The organism is uncultured Roseibium sp. (assembly GCF_947496995.1).
Classification (GTDB): domain Bacteria; phylum Pseudomonadota; class Alphaproteobacteria; order Rhizobiales; family Stappiaceae; genus Roseibium.
This window is the reverse complement of the sequence record NZ_CANMFD010000003.1, coordinates 74,704-98,226: the sequence shown is the minus strand read 5'-3', so window position 1 is coordinate 98,226 and position 23,523 is coordinate 74,704. Positions and strand designations below refer to the sequence as shown.

At 60.1% G+C, this 23,523-nt stretch carries 21 protein-coding genes; 6 read left to right on the top strand and 15 right to left on the bottom strand.

From position 1 onward, the window contains the following. Window positions 1-2 precede the first annotated feature (2 nt). The gene (locus Q1B40_RS13285; RefSeq protein WP_299815240.1) at window positions 3-701 is read right to left on the bottom strand and encodes a response regulator transcription factor; all 699 of its coding nucleotides are present in this window, start codon (window positions 699-701) and stop codon (window positions 3-5) included. Between the two features lie 69 nt (window positions 702-770). Beyond that, window positions 771-1,331, bottom strand: coding sequence for a MarR family winged helix-turn-helix transcriptional regulator (locus tag Q1B40_RS13280; RefSeq protein ID WP_299815238.1), 561 nt, complete (start codon window positions 1,329-1,331; stop codon window positions 771-773). A 243-nt stretch (window positions 1,332-1,574) separates the two neighbouring features. On the opposite strand from Q1B40_RS13280, the gene Q1B40_RS13275 reads away from it, so the two are divergent. Next, complete coding sequence (locus Q1B40_RS13275; protein ID WP_299815236.1) at window positions 1,575-2,477, top strand: branched-chain amino acid aminotransferase; 903 nt, start codon at window positions 1,575-1,577, stop codon at window positions 2,475-2,477. A 308-nt stretch (window positions 2,478-2,785) separates the two neighbouring features. Here Q1B40_RS13275 and Q1B40_RS13270 read toward each other — a convergent pair whose 3' ends face one another. The 6 genes from Q1B40_RS13270 to mscL form a co-directional block, all read right to left on the bottom strand. After that, complete coding sequence (locus Q1B40_RS13270; protein ID WP_367279121.1) at window positions 2,786-4,090, bottom strand: multidrug effflux MFS transporter; 1,305 nt, start codon at window positions 4,088-4,090, stop codon at window positions 2,786-2,788. Between the two features lie 97 nt (window positions 4,091-4,187). Then, window positions 4,188-4,655 (bottom strand): molybdenum cofactor biosynthesis protein MoaE, encoded by a 468-nt coding sequence (locus tag Q1B40_RS13265; protein WP_299815233.1) that lies wholly within the window; start codon window positions 4,653-4,655, stop codon window positions 4,188-4,190. A 3-nt stretch (window positions 4,656-4,658) separates the two neighbouring features. Then, window positions 4,659-4,910 carry a molybdopterin converting factor subunit 1 gene (gene moaD / locus Q1B40_RS13260; protein WP_299815230.1) on the bottom strand — a complete coding sequence of 84 codons (252 nt, stop codon included), beginning with the start codon at window positions 4,908-4,910 and terminating at the stop codon, window positions 4,659-4,661. A gap of 160 nt (window positions 4,911-5,070) precedes the next feature. Beyond that, on the bottom strand, window positions 5,071-5,643 hold the full coding sequence (gene pgsA / locus Q1B40_RS13255) for a CDP-diacylglycerol--glycerol-3-phosphate 3-phosphatidyltransferase (RefSeq protein WP_299815227.1): 573 nt from the start codon (window positions 5,641-5,643) through the stop codon (window positions 5,071-5,073). Between the two features lie 114 nt (window positions 5,644-5,757). Continuing rightward, the gene (locus tag Q1B40_RS13250; protein ID WP_299815224.1) at window positions 5,758-6,060 is read right to left on the bottom strand and encodes an HlyU family transcriptional regulator; all 303 of its coding nucleotides are present in this window, start codon (window positions 6,058-6,060) and stop codon (window positions 5,758-5,760) included. A 171-nt stretch (window positions 6,061-6,231) separates the two neighbouring features. After that, window positions 6,232-6,678, bottom strand: coding sequence for a large conductance mechanosensitive channel protein MscL (gene mscL, locus Q1B40_RS13245; protein ID WP_299815221.1), 447 nt, complete (start codon window positions 6,676-6,678; stop codon window positions 6,232-6,234). A 309-nt stretch (window positions 6,679-6,987) separates the two neighbouring features. Between mscL and hisC the strand changes: the two genes are divergently transcribed. Further along, entirely contained in the window at window positions 6,988-8,049 is a 1,062-nt protein-coding gene (gene hisC / locus Q1B40_RS13240) for a histidinol-phosphate transaminase (protein ID WP_299815217.1), read from the top strand. A gap of 67 nt (window positions 8,050-8,116) precedes the next feature. Here hisC and Q1B40_RS13235 read toward each other — a convergent pair whose 3' ends face one another. The 4 genes from Q1B40_RS13235 to Q1B40_RS13220 all read right to left on the bottom strand — a co-directional run bounded on the left by Q1B40_RS13235 (window position 8,117) and on the right by Q1B40_RS13220 (window position 13,024). Beyond that, a complete protein-coding gene (locus tag Q1B40_RS13235; RefSeq protein ID WP_299815214.1) occupies window positions 8,117-8,695 on the bottom strand; it encodes a thymidine kinase in 579 nt (192 codons plus the stop codon). 93 nt (window positions 8,696-8,788) lie between these two features. Further along, complete coding sequence (locus Q1B40_RS13230) at window positions 8,789-9,895, bottom strand: endonuclease/exonuclease/phosphatase family protein (protein ID WP_299815211.1); 1,107 nt, start codon at window positions 9,893-9,895, stop codon at window positions 8,789-8,791. An 82-nt stretch (window positions 9,896-9,977) separates the two neighbouring features. After that, complete coding sequence (gene uvrC, locus Q1B40_RS13225; RefSeq protein ID WP_299815208.1) at window positions 9,978-11,951, bottom strand: excinuclease ABC subunit UvrC; 1,974 nt, start codon at window positions 11,949-11,951, stop codon at window positions 9,978-9,980. A 59-nt stretch (window positions 11,952-12,010) separates the two neighbouring features. After that, window positions 12,011-13,024, bottom strand: a complete 1,014-nt coding sequence (locus Q1B40_RS13220) for a calcium/sodium antiporter (protein ID WP_299815205.1) — start codon at window positions 13,022-13,024, stop codon at window positions 12,011-12,013. 367 nt (window positions 13,025-13,391) lie between these two features. On the opposite strand from Q1B40_RS13220, the gene Q1B40_RS13215 reads away from it, so the two are divergent. The 3 genes from Q1B40_RS13215 to Q1B40_RS13205 all read left to right on the top strand — a co-directional run bounded on the left by Q1B40_RS13215 (window position 13,392) and on the right by Q1B40_RS13205 (window position 18,959). Continuing rightward, on the top strand, window positions 13,392-14,054 hold the full coding sequence (locus Q1B40_RS13215) for an outer membrane protein (protein WP_299815202.1): 663 nt from the start codon (window positions 13,392-13,394) through the stop codon (window positions 14,052-14,054). A 173-nt stretch (window positions 14,055-14,227) separates the two neighbouring features. Then, the gene (locus Q1B40_RS13210; RefSeq protein WP_299815199.1) at window positions 14,228-15,739 is read left to right on the top strand and encodes an HlyD family efflux transporter periplasmic adaptor subunit; all 1,512 of its coding nucleotides are present in this window, start codon (window positions 14,228-14,230) and stop codon (window positions 15,737-15,739) included. Window positions 15,740-15,779: 40 nt separating this feature from the next. Then, window positions 15,780-18,959: an efflux RND transporter permease subunit gene (locus Q1B40_RS13205; protein ID WP_299815196.1), complete on the top strand. Its 3,180-nt coding sequence runs from the start codon at window positions 15,780-15,782 to the stop codon at window positions 18,957-18,959. A gap of 80 nt (window positions 18,960-19,039) precedes the next feature. Here Q1B40_RS13205 and Q1B40_RS13200 read toward each other — a convergent pair whose 3' ends face one another. The 3 genes from Q1B40_RS13200 to Q1B40_RS13190 all read right to left on the bottom strand — a co-directional run bounded on the left by Q1B40_RS13200 (window position 19,040) and on the right by Q1B40_RS13190 (window position 22,556). Continuing rightward, window positions 19,040-20,632: a TRAP transporter large permease subunit gene (locus Q1B40_RS13200; protein WP_299815193.1), complete on the bottom strand. Its 1,593-nt coding sequence runs from the start codon at window positions 20,630-20,632 to the stop codon at window positions 19,040-19,042. A gap of 4 nt (window positions 20,633-20,636) precedes the next feature. Next, the gene (locus Q1B40_RS13195) at window positions 20,637-21,449 is read right to left on the bottom strand and encodes a TRAP transporter small permease subunit (RefSeq protein WP_299815190.1); all 813 of its coding nucleotides are present in this window, start codon (window positions 21,447-21,449) and stop codon (window positions 20,637-20,639) included. Window positions 21,450-21,542: 93 nt separating this feature from the next. Further along, entirely contained in the window at window positions 21,543-22,556 is a 1,014-nt protein-coding gene (locus Q1B40_RS13190) for a TRAP transporter substrate-binding protein (RefSeq protein WP_299815187.1), read from the bottom strand. Between the two features lie 262 nt (window positions 22,557-22,818). On the opposite strand from Q1B40_RS13190, the gene Q1B40_RS13185 reads away from it, so the two are divergent. Continuing rightward, entirely contained in the window at window positions 22,819-23,517 is a 699-nt protein-coding gene (locus Q1B40_RS13185; protein WP_299816515.1) for a GntR family transcriptional regulator, read from the top strand. Window positions 23,518-23,523 lie beyond the last annotated feature (6 nt).

The window sequence follows — 23,523 nt, the reverse complement described above, 5'->3', positions numbered from 1 at the left end:
GGTCAGTCGCAGGCCAGCCGGTAGCCGATGCCCCGGACTGTCTGCAGATAGACCGGATTGCCCGGATCGGTTTCGATCTTGCGCCGCAGGCGGTTGATCTGCACGTCGACGGTACGCTCGCCGAGACCACTGTCGTCGCCGACGATCTTGTGCCGGGGTACCGTTGCGCCGGGCTGTTCGGCAAATATCGACAGGATCTGTTTTTCCCGGTCCGTCAGGCGCACCGGATTGTCGCCGTTTTTCAGTTCCCCCCGGCCGGCATTGTAGGAGAAGGGGCCGAAGCGTATTTCCTGCCTGGCGACAACCGGCTGCTGGTTTCCACGCCGCAGGATGGCCGCGATCCGCAGCATCAGTTCTCGGGGTTCAAAGGGCTTGGCGAGATAATCGTCCACGCCGGCCTCCAGGCCGGCTATTCTGTCGGGTGCATCGGATCTGGCCGTCAGCATCAGGATCGGAACCTGGGAGTCCTTTCGCAGCGAGCCTGCAAGCTCCAGCCCGCTTTCGCCCGGCATCATCACGTCCAGGATGATCAGGTCGAACTCCAGCCCGGACAGACACTTGCGCGCTTCGGCGGAATTGGCTGCGGTGGAGACACGGAAGCCATTGTCCTTGAGCAGCCTGGAGAGCAGATCCCTGATCCGTTTGTCGTCGTCTACCAGGAGAATGTGGTTGGCGTTGTCGTCAGGCACCTGAGCGTTCATTTCGGTCGTCTCGTCCCCTAGGGTGGTGTCAGGATCGCGTTTGCCGGCTCAACGAACGGACGCCGACCCTTATCTGTCTCTCAGATCGAAGGAGCTGCGGATAAGCTTGAGGATGTCCGGCCGGGCATCGGGATCGATCATCTGCAAGAGAAACCTGCGGACGGTTTCCTCGCTGCCATCAGGCAGGCCAATTAGGGCGCGTTCAAGGCGCTTTTGCTGCAGACGCGTGAGATCGACGGCGAGCGCGTGGCCTGTTTCAGTGGTGTAGAGAAGCCGCTGGCGACGGTCGTGATTGCCCTCGCGCTGTTCGATGATCCCGGCATCCACCAGCTGTTTCAGCACCCTTCCGAGGCTTTGCTTGGTGATCCCCAGAATACCGAGTAGATCCGTCACCATGATGCCGGGGTTCCGCTCCACGAAATGCAGAACCCTGTGGTGCGCCCGACCGAACTCGAATTTGGCCAGCACCTCGTCCGGATCGCCGGTGAAATCGCGATAGGCGAAGAACAAAAGTTCAACGAGGTCATAGGGCAGGGCGTCATCGCTGCTTGCCTCACCGCTGTCGGGCAGCCCGGGATCGTTTTCCCGCAACGGGGAGGAAAGTGCGTTTTTGAAATTTACGTCAGCCATATTGACTTAATTCTGGTCGATTGTTACTTGTTAGCATCCGTGAACGAAATGATCGGTCTTTCTGATGCATTTTTGCGCACCAGATGATAAACGAATCCGATCACGAACGTTGCGGATATCAGGATACCGATAGTTGGCGTGCTGTGCAAAAGATACAGCGGTGAAGCGGGCGCAAGTCTTTGGCGCCATTTGCCTCTGCAGTGGAAAACAATAAACGCTCTCAGAGCGGGCGGGAGATGAAAGATGGCCGGAACGCCTTTTGATCAGCTCAGTGGAGACATCTGGTACGACGGCACATTCGTGCCGTGGGCGGACGCGAAACTGCATGTGCTCAGCCACGGGCTGCATTACGGCAGCAGCGTGTTTGAAGGTGAACGCGCCTACGGCGGGCGTATCTTCAAGTCCGAGGAGCATACTGCGCGCCTGCTTGAATCCGGCCGCATGCTGGGCTTCGAGATTCCCTGGACCGCCGAGCAGATCAACGCGGCCAAGGAAGAAACCCTGGCGCGGATGAACCTCACCGATGCCTATATCCGCCCCGTCGCCTGGCGCGGAAGTGAGATGATGGGCATCTCCGCGCAGAAGAACACCATTCACCTGGCCATCGCCGCCTGGGAATGGCCGAGCTATTTCGCGCCGGAAGAACGGCTGAAGGGGATCCGGCTGGACCTTGCGGACTATCGCCGCCCCGATCCGAAAACAGCGCCCTACAAGGCCAAGGCCGCCGGCCTTTACATGATCTGCACCATCTCCAAGCACGCGGCCGAGTCCAAGGGCTATACGGACGCGCTGATGCTGGACTGGCGCGGCCAGGTCGCGGAAGCGACCGGCGCCAATGTGTTCTTCATCAAGGACGGCAAGATCCACACGCCGACGCCCGATTGCTTCCTGAACGGGATCACCCGCCAGACGGTCATCGGCCTTGCCAAGGACCGCGGCATCGATGTGATCGAACGGGTGATCATGCCGGAGGAACTGCCGGATTTCGAGCAGTGCTTCGTCACCGGCACTGCGGCGGAAGTCACGCCGGTCTCGGAGATCGCCGGAAACCGCTACGAAGTCGGCGAGATCATCAAGACGCTGATGGAAGACTACGATGCTGCCGTCCGGCCGCAAGCTCCTGCGCTTCAGGCCGTCGCCGGCTGATCGGACGCCCGGAAAAATCTCGGCAGAAAGGCGGGCATGAGCCCGCCAGAGACTGCTGACAAACCTAATTTCGTCATCCCAGACAAGTGCAGCAAGGCTGCACGCAGATCTGGGATCCAGATATATTTCACGCCGCAGGCGTGGCGTGTTCAAGTGTAATTGAGTGTTCGCTCCGCTCACGCTGATGCGCTGGATCCCAGATCAGCGTTCGGCTTGCCTCACTTGTCTGGGATGACCAGGCTGAGGGTTTGTCAACGGGCCGAAGCAGGCATGAGCCCGCCTTTTTTGCTCGATCCTTGTTTCAATATTCAGACGGTTGCCCCACGTTCCGTTGAATGGAACATGCGTCCGCGTTCGGCGTAGAGAATGCAGCCGATGGCGCACAGGCCGTAGACCATATAGGACAGCCCCAGGGGCTCGGTCGTTCCGTCGAAGAGCTGCCCCATGACGTACCCCAGAAGCGCGCCGCCGAGGGTGCTGATGAAGCCGATCACGGAAGAGGCGGTGCCGGCAATGGCCCCGAGCGGCTCCATGGCCATCGTGTTGAAATTCGCGCCGATGAAGCCGAACGTCGTCATGATGAGGGTCACCAGTGCCAGGAAGACCCAGAAGTTCTCGTAACCTAGCAGGGCGAGCGCATAAATCGTCATTCCCACCAGGGTATAGACCACCGTGGCGGCGTGCGAGAGACGGCGCATGCCGATGGCTTCCACGAGCTGGGAGTTCATGAAAGAGGCTACGGCCATGGTCACGGCGATGACGGCAAAAACGATCGGAAACAGCGTTCCCAGGCCGAAAATGTCGACAAAGATCTGCTGGGACATGGCGAGGAAGGAAAACAGGCCTCCGAAAATGAATGCGGTGCCGACGGTGTATCCGAGACTGACGCGCGTTGTCAGCGCCAGCAGGTATGCGCTGGTGATCGTGGAAACCACCAGAGGGCGCCGGTTTTCCGGCTCCAGGGTCTCAGGCAAACGCAGACCCGACCATACCAGCATCGCCACGCCGGAAATCAGCAGCAGGGCGAAGATCCAGTGCCAACCGGCCACAAGCAGGATGGCCTGGCCGATGGACGGTGCAATAACGGGTACGGACATGAAGACCATCATGACGAGGGACATGACCTTGCCCATGCGCCTTCCGGTATAACAATCGCGGACAATTGAAAGCGCGGTCACCCGCGCCGCGGCGCAACCGATGCCCTGCATGAGGCGTGCGATCAGCAACTGGTCCAGGTCCACTGCGAAGATACAGACGATGCTCGCGAGGCTGTAGAGCGCGAGGCCGCCAATCAGAACCTTTCGCCGGCCGAAGGCATCCGCGACCGGGCCGAAAAACAGCTGTCCGCCGCCAAAGCCGATCAGGTAGACGAGAAGAATGAGCTGGCGGTCATTGTCCTTGGCTATGTCCAGCGCACCGGCGATGGCCGGCAGGGCCGGAAGCATCACATCGATCGCCATGGCGTTCAACGCCATGATCATGGCGATGATGGCCACGAATTCCGCAAATGGAATGCCGGGCTCGCGCAGGACTTCGCTGTAACCGCCGGAGTGCGATCGCGTTGCCGCTGAACCGGCAGGCGGGTTGCTGGAAATATCTTCTTTGTGTTTCACGCAATTGGGACCAATTCGAAAGGGCATGACGCGGCTGCGCGTCAGGGAGGTATTGAGGGATTATAATGTCAGGTGTTGGAAAGCGAATGTTCGTGGTTCAGGAGGAAGACCATCGCGCGGCGTCCTTCTCATCGCCTGCTTTGGTATCCACCCAGGTGCCGCCGGCACCCGATACGAGGTGCTCCTTTTTCCAGAAGGGGGCTCTGGTTTTCAGGAAGTCCATGAGAAAGTCGGCTGCCTCGAAGGCCGCGCGCCGATGCGCCGAAGCGGCGACGACCAGAACGATGTTCTCGCCCGGCGCGATCTTTCCGAAGCGGTGAATGACGCTCAATCCGGTGAGGGGCCAGCGACCGGCAGCCTCTACGGCAATGCGTGTCAGTTCTGCTTCCGCCATGCCGGGGTAATGTTCCAGCTCCAGCGCCTCCAGCGTCCCTGCCTCGTCGCGGCAGAGGCCCGTGAAGGTTACCAGCGCTCCGACATCCTTGCGGCCGGTGGTGAGACGCTGCGTTTCCGCCGCGACGTCGAAATCTGCTGCCTGAACTCTTACAAGCGGTTGAACCTGCATGCCTCAGCCACCCGTCATCGGTGGGAAAAAGGCGACCTCTCTTGCGTCGCCGAGATCGGTGTCAGCTTCCACGTGCAACTGGTCAAGCGCCACCCGGATCGCGTCTTCCTCCTCAAAGGCGGCCGCGTGGTTACCGTCCAGCGTTTTCAGATGCGAAATCAGGTCCGCGACGGTTTTCACACCTCCGGGAACCTCAATCGTTTCTTCTTCGACGCCGACCCGTTCACGGACCCAGGCGAAATAACGAATGTTCATGAGAGCCTCGATAATGTGCCGGCCGGCGCCGAAGTGCGCAAACCGGAGCAGGGCGAGCTTAACTTGACTTATCCGATAGGGGAAGTCCGGCTGACCGGCTCGCCGAGAGGCCGGCCAACCGGGTCTTCCAGGGTCGATCCTGCTCCTGCTGTCCGGAACCCTATTCCTTGATGAGGTGGCCGATCCCGGCGCGGAAATAGTCGTATCCCGTATAAAGCGTGAGTATGGCGGCAAGCCAGAGGGCGGTGAGGCCGGCCAGGGTGGTGCCCGGAAGAACGGTGTCTCCCGCAGGCCCCGCCAACAGGAAAGCAACAGCAATCAACTGGACGGTGGTCTTCCATTTTGCCAGCTTGGTGACCGGGACGCTGACCTGGAGTTCGGCCAGAAACTCCCTCAGTCCGGAGACCAGGATTTCGCGGCACAGGATGATGATCGCGGCGATCATCGACCAGCCGCCGATAGTGCCGTCGCCGGCCAGCACCAGCAGGCAGACCGAGACCAGCAGCTTGTCGGCGATCGGGTCCAGCATACGTCCCAGGGCGGACTGCTGCTGCCAGGCGCGCGCGAGATAGCCGTCGAAAAAGTCAGTCACGGCGGCAAGTATGAATATGCCGAGGGCGATCCAGCGCGGTGTGTTGCCTTCGAAATAGAAACAGGCGGTCACGGCGGGAACCGCCAAAATGCGCCCATAGGTCAGAAGGTTCGGCAGGCTGAGTACAATATTGCGTTTCATGTCGGCTTTCGGATTTCAGGCAGGAGTGCCGGAGCCCAGATGGCCCGGGCTGCAGAACATTGCCCGTAAAGACTTCCACGCGGCGGTATTACGCGTGCACCCATGTGTACCAGGTCAATCGAATATGCCATCGCCCAGCTGGTCGATCATCATTTTTGCCTTGCGGATCATTTCGTTGGTCGCACCCTGCTCGTCTGGCAGGGTGTCGGCACGGATGAAGATGTGGGTCTTCAGAGTATCACCGACCTGCTTTTCGATCCGTCCGGCCACCAGCCATTGACCGTTTGAAAGCTGGGGTTCCGCGATGATCCGGAATTCGTCATATACGACCGTCGTGCTCTTCGAGGCGGCTGTTTTGCCTTCGCCTGACGAGCCGAAGAGCGATTTGAACATCTTGCCGAGCATTCTGTCACCCATTGCTGATCCGTTTGCCCCTTTTACGGGGGCGAGCGCGGAGCTTCAAGGCAAGAGTTGCAAAGGCGGGGCGGGAATGTGCTCGCCCGCAGCGCTCCGGTGCGGCATTGTCGCCGCACCGGTCCTTTGTCACGTTACTGGGCGGCATTGTCGCCGCACCGGTCCTTCGCCGCGTTACTGTGCGGGGCCGGAGCCGCCGCGAAGCTGATTGCGGATGTCGATCAGGACATCCAGTTCCGACGGGCCGGTTTCGACTTCAGGCTCCACATCGTCCGGCTTTTCCGCCGCCGCCTTGACCTTGTTGACTGCTTTCACGAGCATGAACACAACGTAGGCGATGATCAGGAAATTGATGCATGCCGTGAGAAACGCCCCGTAGGCGAAGACTGCTGCGCCGCTTTCCCGAGCGGCCTCAAGACTGGAACCGGCAGGCACGTCCCCGGACAGGACGATATACATCGACGTGAAGTCGATCCCGCCGAGCACAAGCCCGATGACCGGATTGATGAGATCCGAGACCAGGCTTGAGACAATTGCCGTAAAAGCCGCACCGATGATAATGCCGACGGCAAGGTCCATAACGTTGCCCTTGGCGATAAAGTCGCGAAATTCCTTGATCATGTGGTGTCCCCAACCTTCCCTATAAACCCGAACTCTCAACTTGCATGCGAGTGACGGATGTTTCTTGCGTAAAATACCGCCGGGAAATCTAACACATTCCGGCGGGGTAAAAAGATTGCTTGTTTTTCCAATGCCTTGATCAGGTTCAGGTGGGACCAACCCGGCATTTTCCTGGCTTCCGCGGGCCGCTTCGCGGCCGGATTTTAGCCGACCGCGCATAAAACGTGACACGCTTCAGGAAAAAAGCGCGTGATCGGGACGGTGCGGGCCGGTATCAAGTGGCGTCCCTATCCCGCAAGGTCAGCAAACATGAGCAGGTTCTGGAGTCCGATCGTCGAAAAACTGACGCCTTATACGCCCGGTGAGCAACCCGGGCAAAGGACGGTCATCAAGCTCAATACCAACGAGAACCCCTATGGTCCGTCGCCGAAGGCGCTGGAGGCCATTCGCGCAGCGACCGGAGATGAGCTTAGGCTTTATCCGGATCCTGTTGCCGCGGAGCTGCGTGAGGCAATCGCTGCAACTTTGTCCTTGGACGTGGATCACATTCATGCCGGCAACGGCTCCGACGAGGTTCTGGCGCAGGCGTTCAACGCCTTCTTCACCGGCAAGGATGCAATTGTCTTCCCGGACATCACCTACAGTTTTTACAGGACCTACTGCGAGCTCTATTCGATACAGGCCGAGAAGCTTCCGCTCGATGCAGCGCTCCGGTGCGACCCGCGGGACTATCAGCGCGCATGCGGAGGCGTGGTGATCGCCAATCCGAACGCACCGACCGGTATCGCCATGCCGCTTGAGGATATTGTCCAAATCCTGCAGCAGAACCCGGAAGTCGTCGTGATCGTCGATGAGGCCTATGTGGATTTCGGGGCAGAGAGTGCGGCGTCGCTGGTGCCGGACTTTGAAAATCTGCTTGTCGTGCAGACTTTTTCCAAGTCCCGCAGCCTTGCCGGCCTGCGGGTCGGTTTTGCCATCGGGCAGCCGCACCTGATCGAGGCGCTCCGGCGGGTCAAGGACAGCTTCAATTCCTATCCGCTCGGACGCCTGTCGCTTGCCGGCGCCGTTGCCGCGTGGAAGGACCGGGAATGGTTCGACAGGACCCGGCATCTCGTCATGGCGGACAGGGACAGGATGGCGACGGCTCTTCAGGAACAGGGGTTCGATGTTCTGCCGTCCATGGCGAATTTTCTGTTCGCGTCCCATGAGACAGTTCCCGCAGAAAAGCTGCTCGGGGATCTGCGCGCGCGCGGTATTCTGGTCCGGCATTTCGCCAGGGAGCGCATTGGAAACCACCTGAGGATTTCCATCGGCACGAGCGAAGAATGCGCAGCCTTGCTGGCGGCGACCGAGAGCATCATCCGGGAATAGACAGAAGCTTTCCGAAGACGTGATTTTCGGAACACAGCGCGGTGCGCGTGGACGAGCAGGGTTCGGCCTAGCCGAGTTTCCGCCGCGTCCAGTGATTGCGGCACAGGGAGACGTAAGTTTCGTTGCCGCCGATAACCACCTGATCGCCTTCTTCGAGAATCTTGCCGTCGCTGCCCAGCCGGGCAGTCATGGTGGCCTTGCGACCGCACCAGCAGATGGACTTGATTTCCTTCAGATTGTCGGCGATGGCCAGCAGAGCGGCGCTGCCGGGAAAGAGCCTGCCCTGGAAATCGGTGCGCAGACCGAAACACATGACCGGAATACGGAGCCGGTCGGCGACCTGCGCCAGCTGCCAGACCTGTTCGGCGGTCAGGAACTGGGCTTCATCGACCAGCACGGCATCGACAGGACTGGTCTCATGGGCCTTTGACACATGTTTGAGAACATCGTCTGCGGAGGAGAATATCTCGGCGTCGGCGGAGAGTCCGATCCGTGAGGCGATCCTGCCCTTGCCGGCGCGATCATCGAACGCCGCAATGAGCAGAAGCGCGTTCATGCCCCGCTCCTGGTAGTTATAGGCGGCCTGCAAAAGTGACGTCGATTTGCCGGCATTCATCGAGGAGTAGTTGAAATAAAGCTTGGCCATGCGTTCTGAAAAGGAATCGGTTGAGGAGGCTGCAGTGTTCCCATTCGGGTTCCCTGCCTCAAACAGCCTCAGGTTGAAGTCACAGGCAATCGATCAATTTCCGCCGTGCCTTGCAAGGCCAAACTCGACAATCAACGGCAGATGGTCAGATCCGATATCGGGGCCGGTCGATACGCTGATCACCTGCAGGTCACCGAAAACCGCAAACTGGTCGACAGGAGCGCCCAGAATCCAGTGCAGGCGGTAGTCGAAGAAAAACCGTGTCGTTTGCGGCCAGCGGCCCGGATAGGCGGTTTTCAGATCGTTTTCCGTCAGGACCTGCTGAAATCGTGAGGACCAGGGCGAGCTGTTCCAGTCGCCGATGGCCAGGACCGGGCCGTCCTTTTCAGCTTTCAGATCGTCGATGATCCCGTCGGCCGCGTCAAAATAGCGGCGCTTGTTGTGCCAACGGGATTCCGTGCGCGGACTGTCCGGATGGAGGGCTAGCAGATGCAGCGGCCCGGCATCTGTCTCCAGCGTGAGCGACAGCAGTTCCCGGTCGGCGTTGTAAAAGACATCGGCGCCGGAGGGCAGATCGCCCTCGACGACGGTCGACATTTTCTGCCGGACAGGAAAGCGGGAATAGACGACAAGGCCACCCAGCTCACCGACTGTCAGATATTGCGGAAAGCCGTGTTCGCCCGCGCTGCCAACGGGCAGGCCGAGGCGCTGCCAACGCCGTTCCTGCAGTCCCCAAAGGGTCTCCTGAAGGACAACAACGTCGGGCTCTTCCTTTTCGAGAAAGGCCTGCAGAGTCCTGTCACCCAGGAACAGGTGCTCGATATTGATCGAGATGACCTTCAAGGGGAGGCTTCCGGCCTGGAGCGGGGCAGGTTCGACCGTATTTTCCAATGTGCGGGCGCCGGTCAGTCCTGCCAGAGTGACGAGCGCCAGGACGGCCAGAAACCAGACTGTTCTATAAAGGAGGGCGAACCGGTGCCGCACGAAAAAACCCAGCGCGCCTCCCACACACCCCAGCAATCCGGCTGCGAGAAACTGTCTCAGGAAAAAGCTCATGTTGTCGGCAAGCCAGACATCGGGAGCGGCGAAGTTGGCGAGCCCGAGCGCGCAGACTGTAAGGGCGCCGAGGCAACCGCACCAGCCGATGAGCGAAAGCAGCGATCCGAACAATGATCTCGACTTCGAATTGTTTTTGAACATCTTGAACCGATCGTGTCCGGTTGGTGTGGGCTTGCGCTATCGGGGTCCTGCCGTCCGTCGCCGGTGAAGCAGGCTGGACTATCTACTCGTGGAAATGGTCGTAGACCAGTTTGGCGATGGCTTCGGAAATGCCCGGTACGGAGGCCAGATCGTCGACGCCAGCCTTGGATACGGCCTTGGCAGTGCCGAAATGGCGCAAAAGGGCCTTCTTGCGTGTCGGACCAACGCCGGCAATCTCATCCAGCGGGTTCCTGGTAATGTCTTTCTTGCGGCGGGCGCGGTGGCTGCCGATGGCAAAGCGGTGCGCCTCGTCGCGCAAGCGCTGGACGAAATAGAGCACCGGATCGCGTTCCGGAAGCATGAAGGACTGGCGACCGGGCATGAAGAACTTCTCCCGGCCCGCATCGCGGTCGGGTCCCTTGGCGATGCCGACAAGGGGCACATCGGTGATGCCGAGGCTTTCCAGCGTCTCGCGGGCGGCGGTCAATTGTCCCTGTCCGCCGTCGATCAGAAGCAGGTCCGGCCAGGCCGGCATGTCACTTGTCGCGGAAGTCGTCTCCGCGTCGTCCTGATCTTCCTGCTGGGCGGCGTCTTCGGCGGCAGGTGGTTTTTCCCGGACGTGTTCCTTGAGCAGGCGGGAAAAGCGGCGGCTCAGAACCTCGCGCATCATGCCGTAGTCATCGCCGGGAACGAGGTCCTCGGACTTGATGTTGAACTTGCGGTACTGGCCCTTGGTGAAGCCTTCCATGCCCGCGACGATCATGCCGCCGACGGCGTTGGTTCCCATGATATGGGAATTGTCATAGACCTCGATGCGGCGCGGCACGACCTCAAGACCGAAGGCTTCCGCGACGCCCTTGAGGAGCCGCGCCTGGCTGGAGGTTTCGGCAAGACGCCGGCCGAGCGCCTCGCGCGCATTTGTCAGGGCGTGGTCGACAAGTTCTTTCTTTTCGCCCCGCTTGGGTTTCGCGACCTCGATTTTTCTGCCCGAGCGTTCGCTCAGGGCTTCGGCGAGCAGCCTCTGTTCGGCAAGTTCGTGGGACAGGAGGATCTGTTTCGGGGCCGGCTTGTCGTCATAGAACTGGGCGAGAAAACTCTCCAGAATGTCGGCTTCCTCGAAGGATTTGTCGGCCTTGGGGAAATAGGCCCGGTTGCCCCAGTTCTGGCCGGTGCGAAAGAAGAACACCTGAACACAGGTCTGACCGCCGTCCTGATGGATGGCAAAGACGTCTGCTTCCTCCACCGTCTGGGGATTGATGCCCTGATGGGCCTGAACATGGGAAAGCGCCGAGAGGCGGTCGCGGTAGATCGCGGCGCGCTCGAATTCAAGATCGGCGGAGGCGGCTTCCATCTGTTTGGCAAGCTGGGTCTTGATCAGCTGGCTGCGGCCGGACAGGAAGGCCTTGGCCTCCGAGACCAGGCCCGCATAGTCCTCCGGGCCGATTTCCCCAGTGCAGGGAGCCGAGCAGCGCTTGATCTGATACTGCAGGCAGGGACGGGTGCGGTTCTCGTAGTAGCTGTCGGAGCAGGTGCGGATCAGGAAGGCCTTCTGCAAGGCGTTGATCGTGCGGTCGACCGCTCCGGCGGAGGCGAAGGGGCCGAAATACTCGCCCTTGCGCTTGCGAGCGCCGCGGTGCTTGACGATTGCGGGCGCCTCGTGGTCGCCGGTCACCAGAATATAGGGAAAGGACTTGTCGTCCCGCAGCAGAACGTTGAAGCGCGGGCGCAGGCGCTTGATCAGGTTGGCTTCCAGAAGCAGGGCTTCCGGTTCCGTTCTTGTGACGACGAATTCCATCGCGGCCGTCGCCATGATCATGCGCATGATGCGGTTCGACTGGCCCTGCAGCCGCGTATAGCTGATGACCCGCTTTTTCAGGCTGCGTGCCTTGCCGACATAAAGGACTTCGCCCTTGTCATCCAGCATTCGGTAAACGCCGGGGCCGTTGGGCAGGCGTTTCACCTCGTTGGCGATCACCTCGACGCCCTTTTTTACGGGTGGGCTATCTTCGGTGGCCGGGCTTTCTGCCGGATTTTGAGAATCAGACGGTTCCTGCATGTCTGACATTTAAGCGCGGAAAGCCATTTGGGAAAGAGGCGGCCGCGGTTGGAGCCAGGTCAGCTGACATGTCCAAGAAAATAAACGGTCGCCAGGTAAAGGACGTAGGCAACCGTCATCACCAGACCGGAGATCTTGTTGAGGCAGATCCTGAATCCGGCAAACGCGGTCAGCAGCAGCGCGCAGGCGAGCATCACCCAGACGTCGAATTTCAACACTTCGGCGGGCACGTCTATCGGGACGACGACAGCCGTGATGCCGATGATCGCCAGCAGATTGAAGATATTGGAGCCGATGACGTTGCCGATTGCCACCGCGCCGTGCTGGCGGATGGCTGCCATGACGGTTGTCGCAAGTTCCGGCAGCGACGTGCCGAGGGCGATGACGGTCAGGCCGATCACGGCTTCGCTCACCCCCCAGGCGGACGCGATCGACGTTGCGCCCGTGATGGTGAAATGCGCGCCGAGGGGCAGGCCGACAAGGCCGAGGAGAACATAGGCAAGCGCGATCCAGATTGAGTCCGGAACATCCTCGACATCTTCCAGGACATCGGAAGTATCCAGCTCCGCATCTGCTACGGCGGCGCCCGCGGCGGCAGTGGCAATGGCCTTCTGTTCCTTGCGGTGTTTGCGGGCGGTCATTGTCGAGGCGGTCAGAAAGCCGCCGAGAAGCGCCAGCAGAACCAGACCCGCAGGCAGCCCGATGGGCGTGAAGAAACACAGGGCGATGAACACCATGGTCACCGCGACCATGAAGACCGCGTTGCGGGTTGCGCCGTTCTCGCCACACGGCGTTGCCGCGATCATGGCGGGAAGGCCGAGGACCAGAAGAACATTGGCTATATTTGAACCTACGACATTGCCGATCGCGATACCGCTCGCGCCTTCCAGAGCCGCCTTGAGGGAAATCACCAGTTCCGGAGCCGAAGTGCCGAAGGCGACGATGGTCAGGCCGATGACAAGATTCGGAATTCCCAGTCGCTGCGCGATCCCCACAGAGCCTCTGACCAAGACATCACCGGCGATAATCAGAACAACCAATCCGCCTGCGAGGCTTACATAGTCAAAGAGCATTTAGGAATTCCGGTACGGGTTTGGTGTGAGGCGGCTGCGGGAGGGAGCGCCAAACGGGTTGAGCGCCTTATACGCAATAGATTGGTATGGGGAAAGCCGGGGGCAAGGATCTTTATACGCATCGATGTGGCAATTTCTTCCGGCCGGTTTCGCAAATTGCAATCGCCTTAAGCTATTTTTCATCGTGCCAGAATGTCGCCGTCATTTGTCATCAAAACTCCCAAATCTCAATCCTGATCCGCCACAAAGGCTCCCCATATCTGCAGAGTGGGGAGTGTGAGGATGCGGCAGAGCTGCCCTCCTGCTCGTTATTGGCCGATGTGTTTCGGTCAACTCAGTTTGGTAATGTGGATCTGGAGTATCTGTGATGAAACGTCTTGCACTTGCAAGTTTGGCACTGACGGCGGGGATCGCGCCTGTTTGGGCCGCAGACCTGGCGCAATCGCCGGCACCGGTCTATGAGGCGGTACCATCCCCACAGCAGTCCATCGACTGGACCGGTCTTTATGTCGGTGGCAATCTCGGCTGGGCCTTTGGACAGTTCGACAACCGCGCAGGCGGCAACGCCGGTCTGGATACCGATGCGAACGGCGTCGCCGGTGGTCTTTATACCGGCTACAATTTTCAGGTAACGCCGAATGTGGTCGTCGGTGCGGAAGCCGATTTCAGCCTCACGGACCTGGAAGAGAACAAGACCAGCAACGGCCTGACTGTCCAGTCCAAGTCCGACTGGAACTCCAACATCAGGGCGCGGCTGGGTTACAGCTTCGACCGCTACCTGGTCTATGGTGCCGGCGGTCTGGCTCTTGCCGATCTTGAAGTTTCCGGAAACGGCGACAGCGACAGCAAGACGGCTCTCGGCTGGACGCTGGGTGCCGGCGGCGAGGCCGCGATCACCAACAACCTGAGCGCCAAGCTCGAATATGTGTATCAGGATTTCGGTGAACAGGATTTCAATCTGAACGGTACAGCCGTCAGTTCGGACCTGAGCACGTCCCAGGTGCGCCTCGGTCTGGGCTACAAATTCTGACCGTCGAGCCTTTCTGAAGAAATCGGCCCGGCACCGAAAGGTGCCGGGTTTTTTGTTACAAGTGGTTACATGCTTTTCAGAATTTCGCCCAGGAAGCGTGATAAACATGACGTCACAACGTGACGCGATGTTGCAGTGCCCTATATTGACAGTGGTTTCAGTTGGAGAGGTGAATGCGGTTCTTGATGCGTGGACTGCTGGGTCTGGCCTTGATGGCGGTGATGATCGGTTTCGCCGGCATTGGCGCCTACCGGCTGTACACTGCGACGACGGCGGAGGACACCGTCCGCCAGCGGCCCGCGCGCGAACGCAGCTATTCGGTGAATGTCGCTGAACTTTCCCCCGCAACACTATCGCCTGTCACCACCGCCTATGGAGAGATCGTGAGCTGGCGGTCGCTGGAGTTGCGGGCCAGCACCGAGGGTCTTCTGGTCGATGTGGCGCGCAAATTCCGGGACGGCGCAGCCGTTGCGGAGGGCGAGTTGCTGCTCAGGATCGATCCGGCGAATGCCGAATTTCTGGTTCTGGATGCGGAGGCAGCGCTTGCGGATGCGGAGGCTCAGAAGACGGAAGCCGAGGAAGCGATTGTCGGCGCCGAGCAGGAACTGGAAGCGGCCCGCCGGCAGCTGGTCCTCCGACGGCAGTCTTTGGATCGCCAGCAGCAGCTCAAGGAAAAGGGCTATTCGACCGCTGTCCAGGTCGAGACAGAGGAACTTGGCGTTGCCTCGCTGGAACAGTCGCTCAGCAACCGACTGCAATCGGTGATCACGGCCCGCAAGCGGGTCGAGCGCATGGACCTGACGGTCAAACGTGCGCAATTTGCACTGGGCGAGGCGCGTCGCGTATTGAACGAAACCGCGCTGACGGCGCCCTTCAGCGGCAATTTATCCGAAGTCAACGCCACACTCGGCCGGCGTGTCAATCAGTCGGAGACCCTTGCCCTGTTGATAGATCCGGCCGCCCTGGAAGTGAAGTTCTCCCTGTCGACCAGCGAATTTTCCAGGCTTCTGGATGACAGCGGCAATCTCATCAAGGCACCTGTGATCGTGACTTTGCAGCTCGGCGTCCGGTCGCTTGAGGTTGCCGGTCATATCGACCGGGCGGCGGCGGTGGTGTCGGAGGGAGAGGCGGGGCGGACCCTGTTCGCGACCCTCGAACTGGACCCTGGAACAGCGCTGCGCCCAGGCGACTTCGTCAAGGTGGAGGTGCAGGAACCGGAACTTGCCGGTGTTGCCGTCGTTCCCTCTGCCGCGGTGACGGAAGACGGCCGCCTGCTGATTGTCGGCGACGGCGAGCGAATCCGGGAAATCCGTACAACCGTGCTGCGCCGGATGGGTAATGAGGTTGTTTTGACAGATGTGCCTTTCGGCGCGGATTATGTCCGCGAACGGCTGCCGCAGCTCGGCACGGGCCTCAAGGTGACGCCGCGCCGCGTTGGTGAGGAGGACCCCACTCCGGCAGCGGACGATCCCGATACGGCGCGGGTATCCGACGCGGGGGATGATGGCGCACGCGGCGACCTGGTCGCGCTTGAGCCGGAGCGGCGGGCGGCGCTGATAGAACAGCTCAACAGCTCCGACATGCCTGAAAACCGCAAGGCCCGGCTGCTTGCAACGCTGAACCAGCCGATGGTGCCGAAAGATCTGATTGACCGGTTGGAACAGCGGCTCGGGAACAGGGGCTGATGGTCCTGGTTTCCTGATGCCATGATAGGAGTGTCCTGACATGCGTTCTCCTGGCGGATCGCAATTCGCGTCATTGCTGGACTACATGGTGCGTCACCGGACGGCGGCCAACCTTCTGCTTGCGATCATGCTGCTCAGCGGTATTGCCGCCGGCACGCAGATCAGGACGCAGTTCTTTCCCGATTTCGTTCGCGAGGAAGTGGACGTCGATGTCAGCTGGCCGGGCGCGGGGCCGGAGGACATGGACCGGGCCATCGTCGAAATTCTCGGGCCGCCGCTTCTGGCGATCAACGGTGTTGACGAAGCCACGTCCATCGCCCGCGAAGGCAAGGCGAGCATCGAACTTGAATTCGAAGACGGCTGGGATATGGGGCAGGCGACCGACGAGGTGAAAGCCGCCGTCGACCTTGCGCGCTCGAGCCTGCCGGACGGCATAGAAGAGCCCGTCGTCAGCCGCAGCGTCTACAGCGACCGGGTGACCGATGTGGTCGTTTACGGGCCCGTGGACATCGATCAACTGGCCCGCTTCGCTGAAGACCTGCAGACCGTGCTGTTCCGCCAGGGCGTGACCCGGGTGGAGATCAGGGGGCTCGCCGACCCGATCATCCGGGTCAATGTCGGCGAAAGCATGCTCGTGCGGCACGAGCTGACCCTTGAGGAAATCGCCGAAACCGTCTCGGCGGAAATGGAGACCACGCCCGCGGGCGACGTGAGCGGCAGCGGTGCGCGGCTGCGCACGGGTCAGACCCGGCGATCCGAACAGGACCTCGGCGAAATCGTCCTGAAGGCGCCATCCCAGGGAGAAAAGCTGCGGCTGCGCGCCGTCGCCGACATCCTTACGGAGGGCGTGGAAAGCGGGCGGGCCTATTATCACAAGGGCATGCCCGCCGTCCTGCTGCGGGTCAGCCGCAGCGCCCAGGGAGACACGATCGAGATCCAGAGAGCGGTGGAGACGATCACGGCCGATTTCCAGCGCACGCTGCCCGAAGGCGTCATTGTCCAGATGACCAATACAAGGTCGCAGGCGATTATCGACCGGCTGGATATTCTCGTCGAAAACGGGCTGTTCGGGCTCGCTCTGGTGCTGCTTTTCCTTTTCCTCTTCCTGTCCGCGCGCACGGCATTTTGGGTCGCGGCCGGCATTCCGGTGGCGATGGCGGCCACCATCGGCCTCATGTATGCCTTCGGGCTGACGCTGAACATGATCTCGGTCTTCGCACTGATCATCTGTCTCGGCATCGTCGTCGATGACGCCATCGTGGTCGGGGAGCACGCGGATTTCCTGCACAGGCGTGGATATTCGCCCGAAGAGGCCGCCAGCCTGGCCGCGCGGAGGATGACGGCGCCTGTGTTCAGCGCCTCGATCACCACTCTCATCGCCTTCGTCGGGCTGATGGCCATAACGGGCCGGTTCGGGAGCCTGGTGGCCGACATACCCTTCACTGTTGCCGTGGTGCTGATCGCCAGTCTGGTCGAATCCTTTCTGATCCTGCCTGCGCATATGAACCATGCCCTCTCGGCAAGCAAAAAGCCGCGCTGGTACGACATGCCGAACAGGCTCTTCAACCGTGGTTTTGTCTGGTTCCGCGAAACCCTGTTCCGCCGCTTCATCGGCTGGATCGTCACGGTGAGATATCCGGTAATCGGATTTGCCGTAATGATCCTCGCCCTGTCCGTCTCGCTGTTCTTCGACGGTTCGGTGCGCTGGCGCTTCTTCAATGCGCCGGAGCGTGCCGTGGTCTCCGCGAGCATTGCCATGATGCCGGGGGCGAAGCGCGACGATACCAAGGCGATGATCGCAGAGATGGAACGGGCGCTGGATGTGGTCAACACGCGCTACGCCGGGGAATACGGCAGCGAGCCGGTCATCTTCGCGCTTTCCACGGTCGGGGCAACCGCCGGACGCGGGCTCAGCGGCGCCGATACCAAGGATATCGACCAGCTTGGCGGGATATCCATCGAACTTCTCGACCCGGACCTGAGACCGTATTCGGCGTTCAAGTTCATCGGGGACTGGCGCGCGGAAATCCGCCAGCCGCCGCTGCTGGAAACACTTGCCCTGCGCGGTGAACGCTCCGGCCCGGGCGGCGATGCGATCGATGTCAGATTGTACGGGACGTCCACCGAAGGCCTGAAGGCGGCGGCGGAAAGCCTCAAACAGGCGCTTGAACCACTGCAAGGTGTCAGCGCGCTCGAGGACACGCTTGCCTATGACAAACCGGAACTGAGCCTGACGCTTACCCCGCGCGGCGAAGCGCTCGGTTTTTCGACCGACGACGTTGCCCGTATCCTGCGCAATCGGCTGGAGGGTATTGAAGTCGCGGAATTCCCGGTCGGCCGGCGCACGGCGACGGTGAAAGTGCTGATACCGGACGAGGAAGCGGATTCCTCCTTCCTCTACACGACCCGGGTTAGGACGGAGGCCGGGACCTATGTTTCCCTGAGCGAAGTTGTTCAGGTGGACAGCTCCTACGGGTTTGCGTCCGTGCGGCGCAGCGACGGCCTGCGCACCTTGCAGGTGACCGGTGACGTGTCGGAGGACGATCCGGAGGCGGCGGCACGGGTGACGGAGTTGCTGCAGGCCGAGTTCCTGCCGCAGCTTGCGGCGGAATTCGATGTCGAAAGCGAAATGGCTGGTCTTGCGGAACAGGAAAAGTCGTTCCTGTCCGATGCGATGATCGGTTTCGCACTCTGTCTGGCCGGCATCTATCTGACGCTCTGCTGGATCTTCGAATCCTGGACGCGGCCGCTGACGATCATGATCGTCATTCCCTTCGGCTGCGTCGGCATGATCTGGGGCCACTACCTGCATGGCATACCGCTGTCGATGTTCTCGGTGGTCGGGTTCATCGGCATGGCGGGGATCATCATCAACGACAGCATCGTGCTGGTCACGACCATCGACGAATACGCGAAGGATCATCCGTTCCGCGAAGCCCTGGTCAACGGCGTCTGCGACCGGCTGCGGGCGGTTATACTGACGACCGCGACGACGGTTTTCGGACTTGCTCCGCTGCTGTTCGAAACCAGTCGGCAGGCCCAGTTCCTGCTGCCGACGGTGGTCACGCTTGCCTACGGACTGGGTGTCGGCCTGCTGCTTGTCATCCTGCTGACGCCGGCGCTTCTTGCCGTGCAAAGCGATTTCGGCAGGTCGATCACCAGCGGCCGGCGGCTGCTGAAGGTCCGGGGACGCAGATCTCTGCCGGGTGGCGGGGTATGAAAACCGGATGGCTCAAAAGCGTCCGGCCCGCGTTCGTGTGAACGCGGGCCGGAGGTTTTTTCAGGCTCCTCGCAATGTTCCTAAAGGAACACCGAAACCAGGTTCGGCCATGTGAGAAGAATGAGCAGGGCCAGAAGCTGAATGCCGATGAAAGGCAGAAAACCCTTGAAGATATCGGTCAGGGAGATGTGCGACGGGGCGACCGATTTCAGGTAGAACGCTGCCGGACCGAAAGGCGGTGACAGGAAGCTGACCTGCATGTTCATCGTGAACACCACGCCGAACCAGATCGCCACATGGCTGGGCTCCACACGGCCGAAGAAGCCAAGTTCGTCGACAGGCATTGCCATGACGATGGGCAGGAACACCGGCATGATCAGCAGGACGATCCCGACCCAGTCCATGAACATCCCCATGACCAGAAAAACCACCATCATCACAAGTATGATGCCCATTGTGGGAAGTTCGGTTCCGACAATCAGATTGGCGACGTAAGTCGGGCCGCCCACGAGCGTATAGGCGGAGGCCAGAGCTGCCGCGCCCACTGTCACCCAGATAATGGTTCCGGTGGATTTCATGGTGCGGATCAGCGAGTCGAGCAGCACTTCAGCGCTCATTTCCCGGCGCAGGACAGAGATCACGAATACGGCGACCACACCCATTGCAGCTGCCTCGGTGATGCCGGTGATGCCGCCGTAAATGGACCCGAGCACGACGCCGATGACGACCAGCGGCGCGACAAGGCCCTTGCCCATATTCCAGCCCTGCCGGATGCCGTCGCGGCCGAATACGAAAACGACAAGCAGGAAACCGACAAACAGTATGCCAAGCTGATAGGGGATATCCGAAACCATGCCCCAGGTGATGGGATCGACGCCTTCTGTCACGTCATTCGCCCCGGTCAGGGTGAAGAACAATGTGCGCACCAGGACGAGGGTGGTTGCCGCCAGAACGATGACGGTCATGAAGCCTGCGAAGAGCTTGGCTTTTTCCCTGCCTTGCGGATCATCGGGATCCGGTTCGGGCAAGGGGGCCTGTTCCGGGTTCAGCTGGGTCCTGACAATGATGTAGATCAGGAAGAAGGACGCCAGCATGAATCCGGGAAGGAACGATGCGGTGAACAGCGCCTTGATGGAGGTTTCGGTGACAAGGCCATAGAAGATCAGAACGATCGACGGCGGGATCATGGTGCCAAGCGAACCGCTTGCGCAAATCGTCCCGATGGCGAGGTTCTGATTGTAGCCGAGCCGGAGCATCTGTGGCAGGGCGATCAGGCCGAGCAGGACGACCTCGCCGCCGATGATCCCGGACATGGCCGCCATGATCACGGCCATGATCGACGTGACGATCGCGATGCCGCCCCGCGTCCGGCTGAGCCAGACATTGAGCGAGGAGTACATGTCTTTCGCGATGCCGCTTCGTTCCAGCAACGCGGCCATGAATATGAACAGCGGCACGGAAATGAGGACGTAGTTCGTCATCTGCCGGTAGATCGCCTGGCCTATGACCGCCAGTGGACCGCGGCCAAAATCGCGGAACAGCAGATCCGGCCCGAATTTCATCACCAGGATGGCGCCGGCCAGAGTTGCCGAGGCAAATCCCAGCGGCATTCCGAGGGCCAGAAGCAGGAACAGGCCCAGCAGCAGTAGAAGTGAAATCGTTCCAACGTCCATGCCGCTAGCCCTCGATATTCTTGCGTATGAGTTCGATCTCGTGCTCGTCGAGGTCGTCGACCGGCAGGTGAACCTCAGGTGCCTTGTTCCAGTCGGCGATCAGGTTGGACAGGGCCTGGATTGCCACCAGCAGCACAACCAACAGGATCGCCGGCTTGATGGTGGCGGGGATGGGAGGATCCCACGCGGTTCCGAATGTTTCCCAGCGGAAAAACTTGGCGACCGCTTCGTTGTATCCCCCCCAGATCAGCAGAAAGGCGAAGGTCCAGATCAGCAGCACCGAGATCACGTCCGAAAGCTTCTGGAGCCAACGGGGAAGCAGGTCATAAATGATATAGATGCGAATATGGCTGCGCTGCTGCATCGCGTAGAGCCCGGAAAGCAGGAATACGAAGCCTGCTATCCAGAGAGAAAGTTCGTTCGCCCAGAGGGTGGGTTTTTCGAAAACGTAGCGGGATACAACTTCGAAAAACATCACGAAGACAATCCCGGCGGTTGCGATCATGGACACGCGTGCGCACACCAGACTGACGATGTCAAAAAAACCGGAAGGCTCAGGTTCGATTGCGCCGCGTATGTCGGACAGGTAGACGCTCGCGGAAAGCAGCACGATGCTCAACAGGATCAGCGTCAGAAGGACGACCGGTTTTTCGCCCGGCAACAGGAACTGCTTCATGCCGACATCGGACCCGAAAAAAACAACGCCCAGGATCAGCCAAAGGACGAGCGCGCCGGCGCCGAACATACTGGCCCACATGACCAATCGGACAGGTTCTCTTGCGGAACCCAGCCACACACTCTCAGCTTGAACAGTCACAACGCCCTCCCTTGCGCTTCAACAATTCCGACAGAAGAGAAAAGCGAGCCCCGGAGGGCTCGCTAACTCTACACATAGGCGAGGAGTTGGAGTCTAGTCGATTTTGCCGATGCGGCGAAGGAAAGCACGGTGTGCTTCCACCAGAGCCTTCGCTTCCGGTGTCTTGTCGGCCCAGCCGTCCCATGCGCGCTGTGCGCCGGCGCGGAATTCGGCACGATCTTCCGCCGACCAGTCATAGAGCTTCACGCCCTTTTCCTTCAGCATCGTGGCGGCTTCCTCGTTGGCGATATGGATCGTCATCGACGTCTTGAAAGCCAGTGCCTGTGTCGCCGTTTCGATGATCGCCTTGATGTCGTCCGGGAAGCTGTTCCAGACGTCGAGGTTGAACGTCACATGGTCAACCGGCATCGAGTGGAAGCCGGGATAGGTGGCATGTCCGACGATGTCATAGAGGCCGAGGCCGACGTTGTTGGCGAGGCTGGATGCATCCGCACCGTCAATGATGCCGGTTTCGAGCGACGTGAACACTTCCGTGAAGTCGATGACGATCGGAGAAGCGCCCAGTTCGGCGAAGATTTCGGTTTCAAGGCCCGGAGGCGACCGGAATTTCCAGTCCTTCAGGTCTTCGGGGCCCGCAATCGGCCGGGAAGAGGACATGGCTTCCTGACCACCGGTCCACCAGCCGACAAGATGCATGTTGTGCGCTTCGTACAGCTCGTTGGCAGCCTCCTCACCGCCACCGAAATAGTAGAAGCTGTAAAGCTCCCAGGGCGTGTCATAGCCACCCATCGGGTCGCCCACGAACTGGAATGCAGGATTTTTGCCGGTCTGGTAGGCGCCGCCATGCATTTCGCCGTCAAGAATGCCGGTTGCGGCAGCATCGAAGCCCTCGACCGTGGCGACAACGGCCGACGACCAGAACATCTCGATTTCAACACGTCCACCGGACATGCGCTCGACATTGTCGATAAACTCCTGCGCCAGCTGACCCGAAACGGATTCAGCCGAATATTGTGTTTGCAGGCGCAAATTGAATTCGGCCGCGGCTGCTCCTGTCGCAAGACCAGCGGACAAGGCGGCTACAGCCGCCAGGCTAATGAACTTCATATCTTTCCTCCCAATTGCATCTTTCCTCCCAGGAAAGACTCGCGACTACTGCGGTTCGTGTTTTTCAGCGCGACAGCCACACTTAAAACTCGTAGTCACATCCGGTCATGCTGTCAACTTGTGTTGAGATTATACCACTTGACTAACATTTGTTATATATCTCGACCTTTAGTTGGTATACCAAATATATATCGGTTCGTCCGGAAAAATATTTTAGAGAACGCAAATCTGAAACATGTGCTGAGAAACAAACGTGTCACTGATGAAAAACGCTACCATCGATCTTCCCTCCCTGCCACGCCAGCGGCTCGGCGATCAGATCGCCGACGTCCTCCGCCAACAAATTCTGTTGGGTCAGCTGCCTCCTGGCAAGAACATTCCGGAACGGGAAACCGCGGCTGCCCTCGGCGTGAGCCGCACGCCTTTGCGCGAGGGACTTCTGACTCTTGAAGCTGAGGGCCTTGTTGAAATGTCCCCCTCCAAAAGCCCTGTCGTCGCAAATCCAACATTTGTCGAGGTAAGCCACCTGCTGCTTGTGCAGTCGGCTTTGGAAGAGCTTGCGGGAGAATGCGCCTGCGACGAGGCGACCGAGGACGAAATCGACAAGATCGAGGACATGCACAAGATGATGCTCGCCAATGTGCAGGAGCCCGACCAGATAAAATTTTTCCAGATCGACATGGCCTTTCACGAAGCGATCGTCGCCTCGACGAAGAACCCTTCGCTGATCAAGACCCACAAACAGTATCACTCGCGTCTTTGGCGGGTCCGCTTCCTGTCCGCACGTCGCCGGGCAGCCCGGGACAAGGCGATGATCGACCACGGCCGGATCGTCGAGGGGCTCCGGCACCGTGACAAGGAGCAGGTTTCCTCCGAAATGAGAGAGCACCTGAGACGCGCGATCGACAACATCAGAATTGTGTTTGCCGAGGAGGAAGCCTCCGCGGCAGTCAATGGTTGAGGGGCA

Coding starts and splice junctions, on each gene's coding strand:
- Q1B40_RS13285 (WP_299815240.1), bottom strand. CDS start 701: ATGAACGCTCAGGTGCCTGACGACAACGCCAACCACATTCTCCTGGTA.
- Q1B40_RS13280 (WP_299815238.1), bottom strand. CDS start 1,331: ATGGCTGACGTAAATTTCAAAAACGCACTTTCCTCCCCGTTGCGGGAA.
- Q1B40_RS13275 (WP_299815236.1), top strand. CDS start 1,575: ATGGCCGGAACGCCTTTTGATCAGCTCAGTGGAGACATCTGGTACGAC.
- Q1B40_RS13265 (WP_299815233.1), bottom strand. CDS start 4,655: ATGCAGGTTCAACCGCTTGTAAGAGTTCAGGCAGCAGATTTCGACGTC.
- moaD (WP_299815230.1), bottom strand. CDS start 4,910: ATGAACATTCGTTATTTCGCCTGGGTCCGTGAACGGGTCGGCGTCGAA.
- pgsA (WP_299815227.1), bottom strand. CDS start 5,643: ATGAAACGCAATATTGTACTCAGCCTGCCGAACCTTCTGACCTATGGG.
- Q1B40_RS13250 (WP_299815224.1), bottom strand. CDS start 6,060: ATGGGTGACAGAATGCTCGGCAAGATGTTCAAATCGCTCTTCGGCTCG.
- mscL (WP_299815221.1), bottom strand. CDS start 6,678: ATGATCAAGGAATTTCGCGACTTTATCGCCAAGGGCAACGTTATGGAC.
- hisC (WP_299815217.1), top strand. CDS start 6,988: ATGAGCAGGTTCTGGAGTCCGATCGTCGAAAAACTGACGCCTTATACG.
- Q1B40_RS13235 (WP_299815214.1), bottom strand. CDS start 8,695: ATGGCCAAGCTTTATTTCAACTACTCCTCGATGAATGCCGGCAAATCG.
- Q1B40_RS13230 (WP_299815211.1), bottom strand. CDS start 9,895: ATGTTCAAAAACAATTCGAAGTCGAGATCATTGTTCGGATCGCTGCTT.
- uvrC (WP_299815208.1), bottom strand. CDS start 11,951: ATGCAGGAACCGTCTGATTCTCAAAATCCGGCAGAAAGCCCGGCCACC.
- Q1B40_RS13220 (WP_299815205.1), bottom strand. CDS start 13,024: ATGCTCTTTGACTATGTAAGCCTCGCAGGCGGATTGGTTGTTCTGATT.
- Q1B40_RS13215 (WP_299815202.1), top strand. CDS start 13,392: ATGAAACGTCTTGCACTTGCAAGTTTGGCACTGACGGCGGGGATCGCG.
- Q1B40_RS13210 (WP_299815199.1), top strand. CDS start 14,228: ATGCGGTTCTTGATGCGTGGACTGCTGGGTCTGGCCTTGATGGCGGTG.
- Q1B40_RS13205 (WP_299815196.1), top strand. CDS start 15,780: ATGCGTTCTCCTGGCGGATCGCAATTCGCGTCATTGCTGGACTACATG.
- Q1B40_RS13200 (WP_299815193.1), bottom strand. CDS start 20,632: ATGGACGTTGGAACGATTTCACTTCTACTGCTGCTGGGCCTGTTCCTG.
- Q1B40_RS13190 (WP_299815187.1), bottom strand. CDS start 22,556: ATGAAGTTCATTAGCCTGGCGGCTGTAGCCGCCTTGTCCGCTGGTCTT.
- Q1B40_RS13185 (WP_299816515.1), top strand. CDS start 22,819: ATGAAAAACGCTACCATCGATCTTCCCTCCCTGCCACGCCAGCGGCTC.